General features: G+C 65.3%; 15 protein-coding genes. 9 read left to right on the top strand and 6 right to left on the bottom strand.

Features of this window, described 5'->3' with window-relative positions:
- Positions 1 to 12 precede the first annotated feature (12 nt).
- The 3 genes from grxC to CVM50_RS08840 are packed head-to-tail and all read left to right on the top strand — an operon-like array spanning position 13 to position 1,582.
- On the top strand, positions 13 to 273 hold the full coding sequence (grxC, locus tag CVM50_RS08850) for a glutaredoxin 3 (protein WP_085889573.1): 261 nt from the start codon (positions 13 to 15) through the stop codon (positions 271 to 273).
- A 4-nt stretch (positions 274 to 277) separates the two neighbouring features.
- Positions 278 to 1,132: a carbon-nitrogen hydrolase family protein gene (locus CVM50_RS08845; protein WP_085889574.1), complete on the top strand. Its 855-nt coding sequence runs from the start codon at positions 278 to 280 to the stop codon at positions 1,130 to 1,132.
- 6 nt (positions 1,133 to 1,138) lie between these two features.
- Entirely contained in the window at positions 1,139 to 1,582 is a 444-nt protein-coding gene (locus CVM50_RS08840) for a MarR family winged helix-turn-helix transcriptional regulator (protein WP_085889575.1), read from the top strand.
- Here the strand turns inward: CVM50_RS08840 and CVM50_RS08835 are convergent.
- The gene (locus CVM50_RS08835; RefSeq protein WP_085889576.1) at positions 1,579 to 2,628 is read right to left on the bottom strand and encodes a sodium:calcium antiporter; all 1,050 of its coding nucleotides are present in this window, start codon (positions 2,626 to 2,628) and stop codon (positions 1,579 to 1,581) included. The two genes, CVM50_RS08840 and CVM50_RS08835, sit on opposite strands and share 4 nt — an antisense overlap.
- An 81-nt stretch (positions 2,629 to 2,709) precedes the next feature.
- Complete coding sequence (ubiG, locus tag CVM50_RS08830; protein WP_085889577.1) at positions 2,710 to 3,456, bottom strand: bifunctional 2-polyprenyl-6-hydroxyphenol methylase/3-demethylubiquinol 3-O-methyltransferase UbiG; 747 nt, start codon at positions 3,454 to 3,456, stop codon at positions 2,710 to 2,712.
- A 51-nt stretch (positions 3,457 to 3,507) separates the two neighbouring features.
- On the opposite strand from ubiG, the gene pip reads away from it, so the two are divergent.
- The 5 genes from pip (at position 3,508) to infB (ending at position 9,998) form a co-directional block, all read left to right on the top strand.
- Positions 3,508 to 4,476: a prolyl aminopeptidase gene (pip, locus tag CVM50_RS08825; protein ID WP_085889578.1), complete on the top strand. Its 969-nt coding sequence runs from the start codon at positions 3,508 to 3,510 to the stop codon at positions 4,474 to 4,476.
- Between the two features lie 174 nt (positions 4,477 to 4,650).
- Complete coding sequence (gene rimP / locus CVM50_RS08820; protein ID WP_085889579.1) at positions 4,651 to 5,241, top strand: ribosome maturation factor RimP; 591 nt, start codon at positions 4,651 to 4,653, stop codon at positions 5,239 to 5,241.
- Positions 5,242 to 5,243: 2 nt separating this feature from the next.
- Positions 5,244 to 6,857, top strand: coding sequence for a transcription termination factor NusA (gene nusA, locus CVM50_RS08815; protein WP_085889580.1), 1,614 nt, complete (start codon positions 5,244 to 5,246; stop codon positions 6,855 to 6,857).
- 22 nt (positions 6,858 to 6,879) lie between these two features.
- Positions 6,880 to 7,470 (top strand): RNA-binding protein, encoded by a 591-nt coding sequence (locus tag CVM50_RS08810; protein WP_085889581.1) that lies wholly within the window; start codon positions 6,880 to 6,882, stop codon positions 7,468 to 7,470.
- A gap of 44 nt (positions 7,471 to 7,514) precedes the next feature.
- The gene (gene infB, locus CVM50_RS08805; RefSeq protein WP_085889582.1) at positions 7,515 to 9,998 is read left to right on the top strand and encodes a translation initiation factor IF-2; all 2,484 of its coding nucleotides are present in this window, start codon (positions 7,515 to 7,517) and stop codon (positions 9,996 to 9,998) included.
- 161 nt (positions 9,999 to 10,159) lie between these two features.
- Here the strand turns inward: infB and CVM50_RS21705 are convergent, their stop codons facing one another.
- The 4 genes from CVM50_RS21705 to CVM50_RS08785 form a co-directional block, all read right to left on the bottom strand.
- Positions 10,160 to 10,300, bottom strand: a complete 141-nt coding sequence (locus CVM50_RS21705) for a hypothetical protein (RefSeq protein ID WP_100148468.1) — start codon at positions 10,298 to 10,300, stop codon at positions 10,160 to 10,162.
- A 312-nt stretch (positions 10,301 to 10,612) separates the two neighbouring features.
- Positions 10,613 to 11,017: a (deoxy)nucleoside triphosphate pyrophosphohydrolase gene (locus tag CVM50_RS08795; protein ID WP_085889583.1), complete on the bottom strand. Its 405-nt coding sequence runs from the start codon at positions 11,015 to 11,017 to the stop codon at positions 10,613 to 10,615.
- A complete protein-coding gene (gene argJ, locus CVM50_RS08790; protein WP_085889584.1) occupies positions 11,014 to 12,243 on the bottom strand; it encodes a bifunctional glutamate N-acetyltransferase/amino-acid acetyltransferase ArgJ in 1,230 nt (409 codons plus the stop codon). The genes CVM50_RS08795 and argJ overlap by 4 nt, the downstream gene beginning before the upstream one ends.
- Before the next feature lie 6 nt (positions 12,244 to 12,249).
- Complete coding sequence (locus tag CVM50_RS08785) at positions 12,250 to 13,158, bottom strand: peptidylprolyl isomerase (RefSeq protein WP_085889585.1); 909 nt, start codon at positions 13,156 to 13,158, stop codon at positions 12,250 to 12,252.
- Positions 13,159 to 13,332: 174 nt separating this feature from the next.
- Here CVM50_RS08785 and secA point away from each other — a divergent pair, with 174 nt between their 5' ends.
- Positions 13,333 to 16,074 (top strand): preprotein translocase subunit SecA, encoded by a 2,742-nt coding sequence (secA, locus tag CVM50_RS08780; RefSeq protein WP_085889586.1) that lies wholly within the window; start codon positions 13,333 to 13,335, stop codon positions 16,072 to 16,074.
- Positions 16,075 to 16,156: the final 82 nt, after the last annotated feature.

The raw sequence follows: 16,156 nt of genomic DNA, 5'->3' as shown, positions 1-16,156 counted from the left end.
ACGGAGGCTCCCGTGCAGACCATTGAAATCTATACCAAGCCGACCTGCGGCTTCTGCCATGCCGCCAAGCGCCTGCTGACCAGCAAGGGCGCCGAATTCACCGAGATCGACATCGCCCAGCACCCCGAACGCCGGGGCGAGATGATCAGCCGCGCCTCGGGCGGGTCCACCGTGCCGCAGATCTTCGTGGGCGACATCCATGTCGGCGGCTGTGACGAGCTGATGGCGCTGGAACGCGCCGGTAAGCTCGACCCCCTACTGGCGATGGAGTGATCCCGTGACCGCGCCCGTCAAAGCCGCCCTTCTTCAGATCACCTCGACCGATCAGCCGGAGGGCAACCTTGGCATGATCCGCGCCATGGTGGCCGAGGCCGCCGGCCAGGGTGCGGGGTTTGTGCTGACGCCGGAGGTGTCGAACTGCCTGTCGAACTCGCGCGCGCACCAGCGCGAGGTGCTGTGCATGCAGGACGACGACCCCGTTTTGGCGGGCCTGCGCGCCCAGGCGGCGGAGCTGGGCATCTGGCTCCTGATCGGCTCGCTAGGGCTGAAGACGGGCGAGGCGGACGGGCGGTTCGCCAACCGCTCCTTCCTGATCGACCCAAAGGGCGGGATCGCCGCCTGGTACGACAAGATCCACATGTTCGACGTGAACGTGGATGCCCATGAAACCTACCGCGAATCCGATGGCTACCGCCCCGGTGACCGCGCGGTGGTGGCCGCAACGCCCTTCGGCACCGTGGGGATGACCATCTGCTACGACGTGCGGTTCCCCTACTTGCATCGGGCACTGGCCAAGGCCGGCGCGACGATCCTGACCGCGCCCGCCGCCTTCAGCCCTGTCACCGGCGCCGCCCATTGGGAACCGCTGCAACGCGCCCGGGCGATCGAGACCGGTTGTTACGTGCTGGCGCCCGCGCAGACCGGGCTGCACACCCGCCCGGACCAGAAGGAACGCCGCACCCATGGCCATTCGATGGTCGTGGCGCCCTGGGGCGAGGTCCTGCTGGACATGGGCACCGAGACCGGCATCGGCTATGCCGAGATCGACCCCGCCGCGGTGACCAGTGCGCGCAAGCGGGTTCCGTCGCTGGGCCATGACCGGCCCTTCTCCCTCGATACTTCCGCGCTCTGAGGCCCCATGGACGGACCCAGGAATTCCCTCGCCATCGCGCTGTTCTCCGAGATCCTGGCGGTGGATCAGATGATCCGCAACCGCCTGTCCAAGGTGTTGCCCAAGGGGATGGAGCTGTCGCATTTCTCGGTGCTGAACCACCTGGCGCGGACCGGCACGGAACGCAGCCCGGCGCAGCTGGCGCAGACGTTTCACGTGACGCGCGGCGCGATGACCAACACCCTGGGGAAGCTGGAATGGGCGGGCTACGTGCACATCCGGCCCGACTGGGATGATGCGCGGCGCAAGATGGTGGCGATCAGCCCCGCCGGGCGCCAGGCCCGCGATGCGGCGCTGACGGCGGTGGCACCGCTGTTCGCCGGCATGCTGGACGAGATCCCCGAGGAGAAGGTGCGCGCTATGCTGCCCTTGCTGCGGGAACTGCGCGGCAAGCTCGACGACGAGCGTTAGCCGCCGCCGCCGAAGGCCAGGACCTGCACCGCGATGGCGCCGGCGTAGATCAGCAGCAGGGCCGAGCTGTCGAACCCGATACCCGCCGGTCCGCGCCGTTCGCGCACCACCAGCCCGCCGATCAGGATCGCCGTCATCAGCGACGAGGTGACCACCCAGAAGTAGTCCTGGTTGGTGGCGGCGTGGTAGAGCGACCCGTCGCGATAGGCCATGTCCGACAGGGGCAGGAACAGCGTGTCGAAGGTGTTGCCGCCGATGATCCCGCCCACGGCCAGCTGCAGCGCGCCACGCCGCACGGCGGCCAGCGTCGTCACCAGTTCCGGCAGGGAGGTCGCTACGGCGGTCATCAGCGCCCCCACGAGCGAGGCCGACAGACCCAGCGTGTCGGTGATGGCCGAGCCGGTTTGCCCGATGCCGTAGCCCGCCACGCCCATGATGGCCATCAGCACGCCGAACTCGCCGTAAAGACGCAGGTTCGATTTGCGCGCGGTCTGTTCGTCCTCTTGCTCCGGGGCGTCGGTGCGGGTGTGGCGCGTGTGCACCGGCGTCCACATCGGTGTCTCCTGCACCGTCTTCGAGACGAAGAGACCCGCGATGTAGAGCGTGGGGATCAGGAAGGAGACCGGGTGGATCGACAGCCAGGTCACCTCCGGCGTGACCAGCGCGCCGAGTGGCAGAAGAAGCAGGAAGATCAGCAGGATACCCTGGAAAAGGTTGGTCAGCTCGGCGGCGGCATGTTCCAGGTTGGCGCGGCGGAACGTCATGTCGGCCAGCGCCAGGAAGGCGGTCTGCGCCGCAATGCCCCCGATGGAGTTGGAAAAGGCCAGCGAGGCGCGTCCCTCCATCGCGGCGGAGATCGACACGATTGTCCCCGAGAGGGAGGTCGCGGCGCCCAGGATGACGCCGCCCACGATCGCCTCGCCCAGCCCGGTGCGGTCGGCGATCCGGTCGGCGTAGTCGGTCATCCGCACGCCCACCAGGGCGATCACCACGGCAAAACCGGCGAAGAGGGCCAGCACGACGGCTGGGGGAAGATCAGCGAACATCGGCGGCCAGGATCGGCGTGGCGGGGCAGGGGCGGGACTGTGTCATCGCAGCCTCAACGCCCCCTGCGCCCGCCGGTTCCCTTATTCCGGTCGCAGCGCGGCGGTGACGTAGTTCACCGACAGATCCCGGGCGGAGATCGACCACTGCCAGCTGACCGGATTGAAGACGTAGCCCTTGCGGTCCACGGGCGTCATGCCGGCCTTGCGGATCAACTCGTACAGCTCATCGGGGGTGATGAACTTCGACCATTCATGGGTGCCCTTGGGCAGCCATCGCATGACCCATTCGGCGCCCACGATGGCCATGGCGAAGCTTTTGGCATTGCGGTTGATGGTCGAGCAAAGGTGCAGGCCGCCCGGCTTCAACAGATCGTGACAGGCGGTCAGATAGGCCAGCGGGTCGGAGACGTGTTCGACGACCTCCATGTTCAGCACCACGTCGAATTTCTCGCCGGCCGCCGCCATCGCCTCGGCGGTGTCGTGGCGATAGTCGATCTGCAGGCCCGACTGTTCGGCATGGGTCTGGGCCACGGGGATGTTGCGCGGGGCGGCATCGACGCCCACCACTTCGGCGCCAAGCCGCGCCATGGGTTCGCAGAGCAGTCCGCCGCCACAGCCGATGTCCAGCAACCGCAGGCCGGCAAAGGGTTTTTCGCCGCTCAGGTCACGGTCGAATTCCGCGGCGATCTGACGGGTGATGTAGTCCAGCCGCACCGGGTTCATCATGTGCAGCGGTTTGAACTTTCCAGTGGGGTCCCACCACTCGGCCGCCATGGCTTCGAACTTGGCGACTTCCGCGGCGTCCACGGTTGTGTTGTCGGTTTGCATTCCGCGCTCCTTGGGGTCATGGTGGCTTAACCCCTCTTATATGGGACGGAGATGGATAGAAACTCGGGTCAAAAGAGCGCAAGCCAGATGTTGTACCCGCCCGTGGACCCCTTCGATCAGCGGATGCTGACGGTGGGTGAGGGGCATGACATCTATGTCGAGCAATCCGGCAACCCGAAGGGCCTTCCGGCCATCGTCCTGCACGGCGGACCCGGGGGCGGCTGTTCCCCCGCCATGCGGCGCTATTTCGATCCCGACCGCTATCGCATCATCCTGTTCGATCAGCGCGGCTGCGGCCGTTCGCGCCCCTTCGCCAGCGTGGAACACAACACCACCTGGCACCTGGTGCGCGACATCGAAAAAATCCGCGAAACCCTGGGCATCGACCAGTGGTGCGTCTTCGGCGGATCCTGGGGCGCCACGCTGGCGCTGATCTACGCCGAAACCCACCCCGACCGCGTGCTGCACCTGGCGCTGCGCGGGGTCTTCACCATGACCCGGGCCGAGCTGGACTGGTTCTATGGCGGTGGCGCCGGACATTTCTGGCCGGAAACCTGGGCCCGCTTCATCGAACCGATCCCGGAGGAGGAACGCGACGACCTGATCGCCGCCTATGCGCGCAGGCTGTTCACCGGCGACCCGGTGGAAGAGGTGCGGTTCGCCAAGGCCTGGTCGTCTTGGGAGAATGCGCTGGCTTCGGTTGCCAGCAACGGCGTCGGCGGGGAACCCCCGGGGCAGTATGCGCGGGCCTTCGCGCGTCTGGAAAATCACTACTTCACCCACCTGGGCTGGATGGAAGAGGGACAGATCCTGCGCGACATTGGCCGCATCGCCCATATCCCCGGCGACATCGTGCAGGGGCGGCTGGACATGATCTGTCCGCCGCGGACGGCCTGGGCAGTGGCGCGGGCCTGGGACAAGGCGGATCTGCACATGGTTCCGAACGCGGGGCACGCCCTGTCGGAGCCCGGGATCACCGCGAAACTGGTGCAGGTGATGGACCGCGTGGCGCGGGGCTGAGCGGGCTGAAACGCAGCGGGGCTTGCGATTCGCCGCGTTCAGGCGTATATGCCCCTCAACAGCGGCGCGTCGGACCCTCTGGGATCGACACTCCACCGGAATTTCGACGGGCCGCGCGCCCGTTTTTTTGTGCCCCGATGGCCCCCGTGCCTGACGGCCCCGACCCGGATGAGTATGACCGATCTAATCGCAAAAACCGCCATCGACCGCCGCCTGGCAGAGATCGTGGGCCCCGTGATCGAGGACCTCGGTTTCGAGCTGGTGCGCATCCGCGTGATGGGTGGCACCAAGAACACCAAGACCGTGCAGATCATGGCCGAACGGCCTGACGGCGGGATCGAGGTGGATGAGTGCGCCGAGATTTCCAACGCGGTCTCCGCCGTGCTGGATGTCGAGGACCCGATCACCGACATGTACAACCTCGAGGTCAGCTCCCCCGGTATCGACCGGCCGCTGACCCGGCTGAAGGACTTCGAGGCCTACGAAGGCTACGAAGCCAAGGTCGAAACCGCCGAGCTGATCGACGGCCGCAAGCGGTTCCGCGGCATCCTGGCCGGGATCGAGGACAACGACGTGCTGATCAACATCGAGGATCAGGGCGAAGAGATCACCGTGGGTCTGAACTATGACTGGCTGGCGGACGCCAAGCTGGTCATGACCGACGAGCTGGTCAAGGAAATGCTGAAGGCCCGGAAAGCCGCCGGCGTGTTGAACGAAGAGACTTTCGACGAGATCGAGACCGATCCGGGTTCCCAGGAGGACTGATTATGGCGATTACCTCTGCCAACCAGCTTGAACTGCTGCAAACCGCCGAGGCGGTTGCGCGCGAGAAGATGATCGACCCCGGTCTCGTGGTCGAGGCGATGGAAGAGTCGCTGGCCCGGGCCGCCAAGAGCCGCTACGGCTCGGAGATGGACATCCGCGTGTCCATCGACCGCAAGACCGGCCGCGCCACCTTCACCCGCGTGCGCACCGTGGTCGAGGACGAGGACCTGGAGAACTACCAGGCCGAGATGACCGTCCAGCAGGCCAAGCAGTACATGGCCGACCCGCAGATCGGGGACACCTACGTCGAGGAGATCCCGCCGGTCGAGATGGGCCGGATCGCCGCCCAGTCGGCCAAGCAGGTGATCCTGCAGAAGGTCCGCGAAGCGGAGCGGGATCGCCAGTACGAGGAATTCCAGGATCGCGTCGGCACGATCATCAACGGCGTGGTCAAGCGCGAGGAATACGGCAACGTCATCGTCGACGTGGGCCGGGGCGAAGCCATCCTGCGCCGCAACGAGAAGATCGGCCGCGAGGCCTACCGTCCGAACGACCGCATCCGTTGCTACATCAAGGATGTGCGCCGCGAGACCCGTGGCCCGCAGATCTTCCTGTCCCGCACCGATCCGCAGTTCATGGCCGAGCTGTTCAAGATGGAAGTGCCGGAGATCTACGACGGCATCATCGAGATCAAGGCCGTGGCCCGGGATCCCGGCTCGCGCGCCAAGATCGGTGTGATTTCGCATGACGGTTCCATCGACCCCGTCGGCGCCTGTGTCGGTATGCGCGGGTCGCGCGTGCAGGCCGTGGTGAACGAACTGCAGGGCGAGAAGATCGACATCATCCCCTGGTCCGAAGACATGCCCACCTTCCTGGTGAACGCGCTGCAACCGGCCGAGGTGACCAAGGTCGTTCTCGACGAGGAAGCCGAGAGGATCGAGGTCGTGGTGCCCGAGGAGCAGCTGTCCCTGGCCATTGGCCGTCGCGGTCAGAACGTGCGCCTGGCCTCGCAGCTGACCGGCCTGGACATCGACATCATGACGGAGGAGGAGGAATCCGCCCGCCGTCAGAAGGAATTCGAGGATCGCACCAAGCTGTTCATGGACACGCTGGACCTGGACGAGTTCTTTGCCCAACTCCTGGTGTCCGAAGGCTTCACCAACCTCGAAGAGGTCGCCTACGTCGAGATCGACGAACTGCTGGTGATCGACGGGGTGGACGAGGATACGGCCAACGAACTGCAGGCCCGGGCCCGCGACGTTCTGGAAGCCCAGGCCAAGGCGGCCCTGGACCACGCCCGCGAGATGGGCGCCGAGGACAGCCTTATTGAATTCGACGGCCTGACCCCCCAGATGGTGGAGGTGCTGGCGGAAGACGGCATCAAGACGCTGGAAGATTTCGCCACCTGTGCCGACTGGGAACTGGCTGGCGGCTGGACCACCGTCGACGGCGAACGCCAGAAGGACGACGGCCTTCTGGAGAAATTCGACGTCTCCCTCGAAGAGGCTCAGCAACTGGTGATGACCGCCCGCGTCCTGCTGGGCTGGGTCGATCCGGCCGAGCTTGAACCGGACGAGGAAGAGATCGAGGACGGCGAAGAACAGGCCGAAGGCTGAGACCGGGAACGGAGACGCGCTGATGAGCCGTGGTGGCAAGACCAAGGCCCGCGAGGACGGACCGGAACGCAAGTGCATCGTCACTGGCGAGGTGCAGCCCAAGGCCGGGCTGATGCGTTTCGTCGTCGGGCCCGAGGGCCAGGTGGTCCCGGACGTGGCGGAGAAGCTGCCGGGCCGGGGCATCTGGGTCACCTCGGAACGCGAGGCGATCGACACGGCCGCGAAGAAGAAACTCTTCTCGCGGTCGGCCAAGCAACAGGTGACCGTGCCCGACAACCTGTCGGACATGGTCGAAACCCTTCTGGCGAAACGCGTGTGCGAGCTTCTGGCTCTGGCGCGCAAGTCCGGTGACGCGGTCGCGGGCTACGAGAAGGTGAAGGATATGCTGGCGAAGGAAGAGGCAACCGCCCTCATCCAGGCCTGCGACGGGTCGACCCGAGGCAAGACCAAACTGTCGACCCCCCACCGGGGCAAATACATCGGCTGGCTCACCGCAAGTGAGCTGGGCTTGGCCTTCGGACGGGAAACTGTCATACACGCCGCCTTAGGAACTGGCGGTTTGAGCAAACGTGTTGTAGAGGAGGCCGCAAGACTGCGAGGTCTGCGTGCCTGACGCATGAGGCGGGAGGGTCCCGCCTGAAAGGAAGATTGGCCAATATGAGCGACAACGACGGTAAAAAGACTCTGGGTGTTCGAGGCGGCGGTCCCCGTGCGGGGAACGTGAAGCAGAGCTTCAGCCACGGCCGCACCAAGAACGTCGAAGTGGTGACGAAGCGCAAACGCGTTGTCGTGCCCAAGCCGGGCTCGGGCAAATCTGGTGGCAACCCGGCACTGGGCGATCCCAACAAGCGGCCAAAGGGCATCACCGATGCCGAAATGGAACGCCGCCTGAAGGCCGTGGCCGCCGCCAAAGCGCGTGAGGCTGAAGACGCCGAACGCCGCGCCCGCGAGGAAAAGGAACGCGAGGAAGAGCGCCAGCGCCGCCGTGAAGAGGCGGAGCAGAAAGAGCGTGAGGCCCGCGAAGCCGAGGAAAAAGCCAAGGCCAAGGCCGCGGAAGAAGAGCGCAAGCGCACCGAGGAGGCCGAGGCCGCCAAGCGCGCTGCCGCTGCTGCCTCCGCGCCGGCTGCTGCTCCGGCCGGCGACGATGCCGGTCGCGCGCCCAAGGGCCGCGTCAAGACCGCGACCCCCGAACGCACCGACCGCGACGATCGCGGCGGCCGCAACAAGGGTCGCGATGATGGCCGTCGTTCCGGGAAACTGACGCTGAATCAAGCACTTCGCGGTGGCGAAGGTGGCCGTCAGAAATCCATGGCCGCGATGAAGCGGAAGCAGGAGCGTGCCCGCCAGAAAGCCATGGGCGGCAACGTTTCCCGTGAGAAGGTGGTGCGTGACGTGCAGCTGCCCGAAACCATCGTTGTCTCGGAACTGGCGAACCGCATGGCCGAACGCGTCGCCGACGTCGTGAAGTCGCTGATGAACATGGGCATGATGGTCACGCAGAACCAGACCATCGACGCGGACACCGCTGAACTGATCATCGAAGAGTTCGGCCACAAGGTGCAGCGTGTCTCCGATGCGGACGTCGAAGACGTCATTCACGCGGAAGAGGACAAGGAAGAGGATCTGCAGGGTCGTCCCCCGGTCATCACGATCATGGGCCACGTCGACCACGGCAAGACCTCGCTTCTGGACGCGATCCGCAACGCGAAGGTGGTGGCTGGCGAAGCCGGCGGCATCACCCAGCACATCGGTGCCTACCAGGTGACGACCGACAGCGGCGCTGTCCTGTCGTTCCTCGACACGCCCGGCCACGCGGCCTTCACCTCCATGCGCTCCCGCGGGGCGCAGGTGACGGACATCGTGGTGCTGGTGGTGGCGGCGGATGATTCGGTCATGCCGCAGACCATCGAGGCCATCCACCACGCGAAAGCGGCCGGCGTGCCGATGATCGTGGCGATCAACAAGTGCGACAAGCCCGCCGCAGACGCCGACAAGGTGCGCGCCGAGCTGCTGCAGCACGAGGTGATCGTCGAGAAAATGTCTGGCGACGTGCAGGACGTGGAAGTCTCGGCACTTACCGGCCAGGGCCTGGATGAACTGCTGGAAGCCATCGCGCTGCAGTCCGAGATCCTGGAACTGAAGGCGAACCCGAACCGGGCCGCCGAAGGCGCCGTGATCGAGGCCCAGCTGGACGTGGGCCGTGGCCCCGTCGCCACCGTGCTGGTCCAGAAGGGCACCCTGCATCGCGGCGACATCTTCGTCGTCGGCGAACAGTACGGCAAGGTCCGCGCCCTGGTGAACGACAAGGGCGAGCGCGTCGAGGAGGCCGGCCCGTCCGTGCCCGTCGAGGTGCTGGGCCTGAACGGCACGCCCGAAGCGGGTGACGTTCTGAACGTGGTTTCGACCGAGGCCCAGGCCCGCGAGATCGCCGAGTACCGTCACAACGTGGCCAAGGAGAAATCCGCGGTCATCGGGGCCGGCACCACGCTGGAACAGCTGATGGCGAAGGCCAAGGCGGACGAGAATGTGTCCGAACTGCCGGTCATCGTGAAGGCCGACGTGCAGGGCTCTGCCGAGGCCATCGTTCAGGCGCTGGAAAAGGTCGGCAACGACGAGGTCCGCGTGCGGGTTATCCATTACGGTGTCGGTGCCATCACCGAAACCGACGTGGGCCTGGCCGAAGCCTCCGGTTGCCCGGTCATCGGGTTCAACGTCCGGGCCAACGCCCCGGCGCGGAACTCGGCCAACCAGAAGGGCGTCGAGATCCGCTACTACTCGGTGATCTACGATCTGGTGGATGACGTGAAAGCGGCGGCCTCTGGCCTGCTGTCCAACGAGATCCGCGAGAACTTCATCGGCTACGCCACGATCAAGGATGTCTTCAAGGTGTCCAACGTCGGCAAGGTTGCTGGCTGCCTGGTCACCGAAGGTGTGGCCCGCCGTTCCGCAGGCGTCCGCCTGCTGCGCGACGACGTGGTGATCCACGAGGGTACGCTGAAGACCCTGAAGCGTTTCAAGGACGAGGTGTCGGAAGTCATCTCGGGCCAGGAATGCGGCATGGCCTTCGAGAACTACGAAGACGTCCGCCCCGGCGATGTCATCGAGATCTTCGAGCGCGAGGAGGTCGAGCGGAAGCTCTGATCGCCCGTCCCGGAACAGACGAAAGGCCGGTCCCTCGCAGGGCCGGCCTTTTTTGTTGTCTGGGAGGGAGGCAAGTGGCCGGGGGATGACCTTGCCGCCGAAAACGAAAAGGCAGCCCGAAGGCTGCCCTGACGCTATTCAATTTGGCCGTGCCAAGATGTTCAGGCGGCGGCGCCCTGGCTCACCGGGGACCCGGTGAACAGTTGCTGGCCGACGCGAACTTCGACCTTGCCGTTCGGCAGTGCGCGCACGAAGGTGCCCTGAACGGAAACGCACGTGCCAAGAGTAATGGTCTTCAGCATGGTTGGAACCCCTTCCCCACAAACGTTGTAGGTCCCTTTATACCTTATGCGTCATTCTCAGATCATCTAAAAATTACGCTTCGTTAACAAAACTGTCTCACTTTTCGTCCAATATTCCGCCGCGTCGCGGAAATATCGCCGCGACGCAGAAGTATGGCTTGCGCGTATGGACGCGTCATACGCCCCGAAAACCGGCACGAACCGTTGACTCGTCTATGAAATGGGCGAAGCTAACCTTATGGGTGCTCTGGGAAATTTTGCACACGCATAGAGAGAGTCGGCGACAGAGCGCCGATCTCGGCGGTGATTCGCCTAGAGCCAGTCGCGCAGGATGGGCAGGAGGGGCACATCCGCCGGGGGCATCTCGTAGTTGCGCAACTCGTTGCCACGCGCCCAGGCCAGGGTCTGGCCTTCCTGCGGTTGCGGCGTGCCCTCCCAGCGTCGGCAGGCAAAGAGCGGCATCAGCAGGTGGAAGTCGTCATAGGCGTGGCTGGCAAAGGTCAGCGGTGCCAGGCAGGATGACCAGGTCTCGATCCCCAGCTCCTCCTTCAGTTCGCGGATCAGCGCGGCCTCGGGGCTTTCGCCCGGCTCGACCTTGCCGCCCGGGAACTCCCACAGGCCGGCCATGGATTTGCCCTCCGGGCGCTGCGCCAGCAGCACCCGGCCGTCCACGTCGATCAGGGCGACGGCGGAGACGAGAATGATCTTCTTGGTCACGACCGATAATCCGCGTTGATCGAGATGTAGCCGTGGGTCAGATCGCAGGTCCAGACGGTGGCGGTGCCGCCGCCAAGGCCCAGGTCGACCGAAATGGCGATCTCCTGTTCCTTCATGATCGCGGCACCCTGTTCTTCGCGGTAGTCGGGCGAGACCCAGCCGTTTTCGGCCACCAGGACATCACCGAAGCGGATGGTCAGCAGGTCGCGGTCGGCCGCGGCGCCGGATTTGCCGATCGCCATGACAACACGGCCCCAATTCGGGTCCTCGCCGGCGACGGCGGTCTTGATCAGCGGCGAATTTGCGATGGCCATGGCGTGCACCTTGGCGTCCTCGTCCGAGGCCGCGCCGGAGACGTGGATCTCGACGAACTTCGTCGCTCCTTCGCCGTCCTTCACCACCTGGTGCGACAGATCCAGCATCACGCCGCGCAGCGCCTCGATGAAGGCGGTATTTTCCGGGCCGACCTCGGCCCCGCTCTTGCCGGTGGCGGCCAGCAGCAGCGTGTCGGAGGTGGAGGTGTCGCTGTCCACGGTGATGCAGTTGAAGGTCACGTCGGTCAGCGCCGACAGCATGTCCTGCAGCACGGACCGTTCCACCTTCGCATCGGTGAAGATGTAGACCAGCATCGTCGCCATGTCCGGCGCGATCATGCCGGAGCCCTTGGCGATACCCGCGATCTTCACCGGCTTGCCGTCCACCATCACCTCCGCCGAGGCGCCCTTGGGGAAGGTGTCGGTGGTCATGATGGCGCGGGCGGCTTCCTCGATCCCGGTGGCCGAGAGAGCGTCGGCCAGCTCATCCAGTTTGGCGGTGATGCGGGCGTGGGGCAGGGGTTCCCCGATCACGCCGGTGGAGGAGGAGAAAACGCGCGCCTCCTCCAGCCCCAGGGCCTTCGCCGCGGCAGAGGTGACCGCGCGGGTCGCCTCGATGCCGTTCTTGCCGGTGAAGGCGTTGGAGTTGCCCGAGTTGACGACGATGGCCGCCGGGCCGTCGCCGTCCTGGCCGATCTTGTCCTGGCAATCCAGCACCGGGGCCGAACGGGTCTTCGAGCGGGTGAAGACGCCGGCCATCGTGGTGCCGGCGTCGAGGGCGGCAAGCATCACGTCCGTGCGCCCCTGGTATTTCACGCCCGCCGCTGCCGTGGCAAAGCGCACCCCGTCGATGACGGGTAGTGCGGGGAAGGCGGCCGGAGCCAGGGGGGAGGTCGGATACTTGCCTGCCATGCGGTGTTACTCCTGCATTTCCATGTAGAGCGGCATCATGGCCTGGTTGCCCAGGTCCAGATCGCCAAGTTCGGCAATGGATGCATCGGAGTTTGCGGTCAGCTCGTCAAGATAGGCCGCGCTTTCGCTCTGCTGAAGTTCCGCGGTGAGTTCCTCGCGCACCTCGTCCAGCGAGGGTTTGCGCTGGCGGGTTTCCTCCAGCTTGATCACGTGCCAGCCGAACTGGGTCTGCACCGGCGCGGACACTTCGCCCGGCTCCATCGCTTCGACGGCCTGGCTGAACTCGGCCACCATGCGGTCCGGGGTGAACCAGCCCAGGTCGCCCCCGTTGGGACCCGACGGGCCGGTGGATTCGTCGCGCGCCAGCTGGGCGAACTCGGCGCCGCCGTCCAGCTGCTCGATGATGGCCTGAGCCTCTTCCTCGGTTTCGACCAGAATATGGGCAGCGTGGTATTCGACGGGGCCGGAGGCATCATCGGGGTAGGCCTCGTCATAGGCGGCCTGAATGCGCTCATCCGTCAGGGTCTCGTTCAGGTGCTGCATCATGGCGTCGGTGGCCACGATCCGGCGTTCGGTGTTGTCCAGCATGTAGCGCGTGGCGGCGGGGGTCTCGCCTTCGAACTGCTGGCTCAGCTCTTCCTGCTGGATCAGCTGTTGCAGCAGCGGGCCGGCGATCTGCGCCATGGGCATCTGGTTATAAGGCTGCGGAGCCTCCATGTGGGCTGCCACGACATGACCCAGGGTGATCTCGGTCTCGCCGACGCGGGCCAGCACGGTGTCCAGGGCCAGCGGGCCTTCGACGGTGAAGGTCTCCATCTCCGGGGCGGTGGTTTCCGTTGCGGCAGTGTCCTGCGCCAGCAGGGGGGCCGGAACCGAAAGGGCCAGCAGGGCGGCGAGGGTGAGACGGTGCAACATGGATTTTCCTTCCGTTTGCCACGGGGGGCGTGGCGTTGACACTCTTCCGCCCGCCCACTACATCGCCTTATGGCAAAGGGGCTTGGCGGCCTGTTCCGGCCCTGTTTACGGGCCCGAAGGCGACCGCACAACCGGCCCCCTCACACGTTGGCGTCAGGAAGCGGAAGATAGATCATGCTGGGTTTCGGAACACTCGCCAAGAAGGTCTTCGGCACACCGAATGACCGCAAGGTTAAGGCGACACGCCCGCTGATCGCGAAGATCAACGCGCTGGAAGAAGAGTACAAGGCCCTGTCGGACGATGGCCTGCGCGCCAAGACCGAGGAATTCAAGAAACGGCTGGGCGAGGGCGAGACACTCGACGATCTGCTGCCCGAAGCCTTTGCAAACTGCCGTGAAGGGGCCCGCCGCGCCATTGGCCTGCGGGCCTTCGACGTTCAGTTGATGGGCGGCATCTTCCTGCATCAGGGCAATATCGCCGAGATGAAGACGGGCGAGGGCAAGACCCTCGTCGCCACCTTCCCCGCCTACCTGAACGGGCTGACGGGCAAGGGCGTGCACGTGGTCACGGTGAACGACTACCTGGCCAAGCGTGACGCGGAATGGATGTCGAAGGTCTACGGCTTCCTCGGACTGACGACCGGTGTCGTCTATCCCAGCCAGCCGGACGCGGAGAAACGCGAGGCCTACCTCTGTGACATCACCTATGCGACCAACAACGAGCTGGGCTTCGATTACCTGCGCGACAACATGAAGTCCGAGCTGAAGGACCTCTACCAGCGCGAGCACAACTTCGCGATCGTCGACGAGGTGGACAGCATCCTGATCGACGAGGCGCGCACGCCGCTGATCATTTCCGGCCCGGCGCAGGACCGCAGCGATCTCTATACCGCGATCGACGCGCTGATCCCCTCGCTGACCGAAGAGGATTATTCCACCGACGAGAAGCAGCGCAGCGTCACCTTCACCGAGGCGGGCAACGAGAAGCTGGAGACCCTGCTGCACGAGGCCGGTCTGCTGGAAGAGGGGGCGACGCTCTATGACCCTGAATCCACCACGATCGTGCACCACGTGAACCAGGGCCTGCGCGCCCACAAGCTGTTCATCAAGGACCAGCATTACATCGTGCGCAACGGCGACGTGGTTCTGATCGACGAATTCACCGGCCGCATGATGCCGGGTCGCCGCCTGTCCGAGGGGCTGCACCAGGCGATCGAGGCCAAGGAAAAGGTCGAGATCCAGCCGGAGAACGTGACCCTGGCGCAGGTGACCTTCCAGAACTACTTCCGCCTCTACAACAAGCTGTCGGGCATGACCGGCACCGCCACCACCGAGGCCGAGGAATTCCAGGAAATCTATGGCCTGGGCGTCGTCGAGGTGCCGACGAACAAGCCGATCGCGCGGATCGACAACGACGACGCGATCTACCGCACCCAGGAAGAGAAGTACCAGGCGATCATCGAGGAGATCCGCAAGGCGCACGAGAAGGGTCAGCCTATCCTTGTGGGCACCACCTCGATCGAGAAGTCGGAACTGCTGTCGCAACTGCTGACCCAGGCCGGGCTGGAGCACAACGTGCTGAACGCCCGCCACCATGAGCAGGAGGCGCAGATCGTCGGCGAGGCCGGCAAGCTGGGCGCGATCACCATCGCCACGAACATGGCTGGCCGCGGCACCGACATCAAGCTGGGCGGCAACGTCGAGATGAAGGTGATGGATGCCCTGGCCGCCAACCCCGAGGCCGATCCCGACGCCGTGCGCGAGAAGATCGAGGCCGAACATGCCTCTGCCGAACAGGCGGTGAAGGATGCCGGCGGTCTTTACGTGCTGGCGACCGAACGCCACGAAAGCCGTCGCATCGACAACCAGCTGCGGGGCCGGTCGGGCCGTCAGGGGGACCCGGGCAAATCCAGCTTCTTCCTCAGCCTTGAAGACGATCTGATGCGCATCTTCGGCTCTGAACGGCTGGAGAAGGTGCTGTCGGGTCTCGGCATGAAGGAAGGCGAGGCGATCATCCACCCCTGGGTGAACAAGTCGCTGGAACGCGCCCAGGCCAAGGTCGAGGGCCGCAACTTCGACATGCGCAAGAACGTGTTGAAGTTCGACGACGTGATGAACGACCAGCGGAAGCTGATCTTCGGTCAGCGCCGCGAGATCATGGAGGCGCAGGACCTGAGCGAGATCGTGCAGGACATGCGCTATGAGGTGATCGCGGATCTGGTCGATCAGTACATGCCGCCCAAGACCTACGCCGATCAGTGGGATACCGAGGGCCTGCGCGCCGCCTGCATCGAGAAGCTGGGCATCGACGTGCCGGTGGACGAATGGGCCGCCGAGGAAGGCGTGGACGACGAACAGGTGATCGAACGGCTGGAGAAGGCGTCGGACGAGGCCATGGCCGCCAAGGCCGCCGCCTTCGGCCCCGAGCACATGCGCGTCATCGAAAAGCAGATCCTGCTGCAGACCATCGACGGCAAGTGGCGCGAACACCTGCTGCGGATGGAGCATCTGCGCTCTGTCGTCGGTTTCCGCGGCTATGCGCAGCGCGATCCGCTGAACGAGTACAAGAACGAGGGCTTCCAGCTGTTCGAGACGCTTCTGGACAGCCTGCGCGAAGAGGTGACGGCGACCCTGTCGCGGGTCCGCCCGATGACCGAGGAAGAGCGCCAGGCCCAGATCAACGCCCTGCAACAGCAGATGGCGGCGCAGCAGGCCCAGGTGGATGCCGCCGTGCAGCAGTCCGAGGCCCGCGCCTCGGGCGAGGTGGTGGCCGAAGGTGTGAACCCCGACGGCGAAGGCTACGTCGAGGGCTTCGATCCGGAGAACCCCGAAACCTGGGGCCGTCCGAACCGCAATGCGCTCTGCCCCTGCGGCTCGGGCAAGAAGTTCAAGCATTGCCACGGCGCGCTGGTCTGATCGCTGGCCGCCGACAGGATGCGAAGGGGCGGTGCCGATGGCGCCGCCCTTTTTTCATGGGCCCAAGCGGGGGGAGAGGCCC

Source organism: Pseudooceanicola marinus, from assembly GCF_002786295.1.
In the GTDB taxonomy this organism is placed as follows: Bacteria; Pseudomonadota; Alphaproteobacteria; order Rhodobacterales; family Rhodobacteraceae; genus Pseudooceanicola; species Pseudooceanicola marinus.
This window is presented reverse-complemented; position numbering and strand designations above follow the sequence as displayed.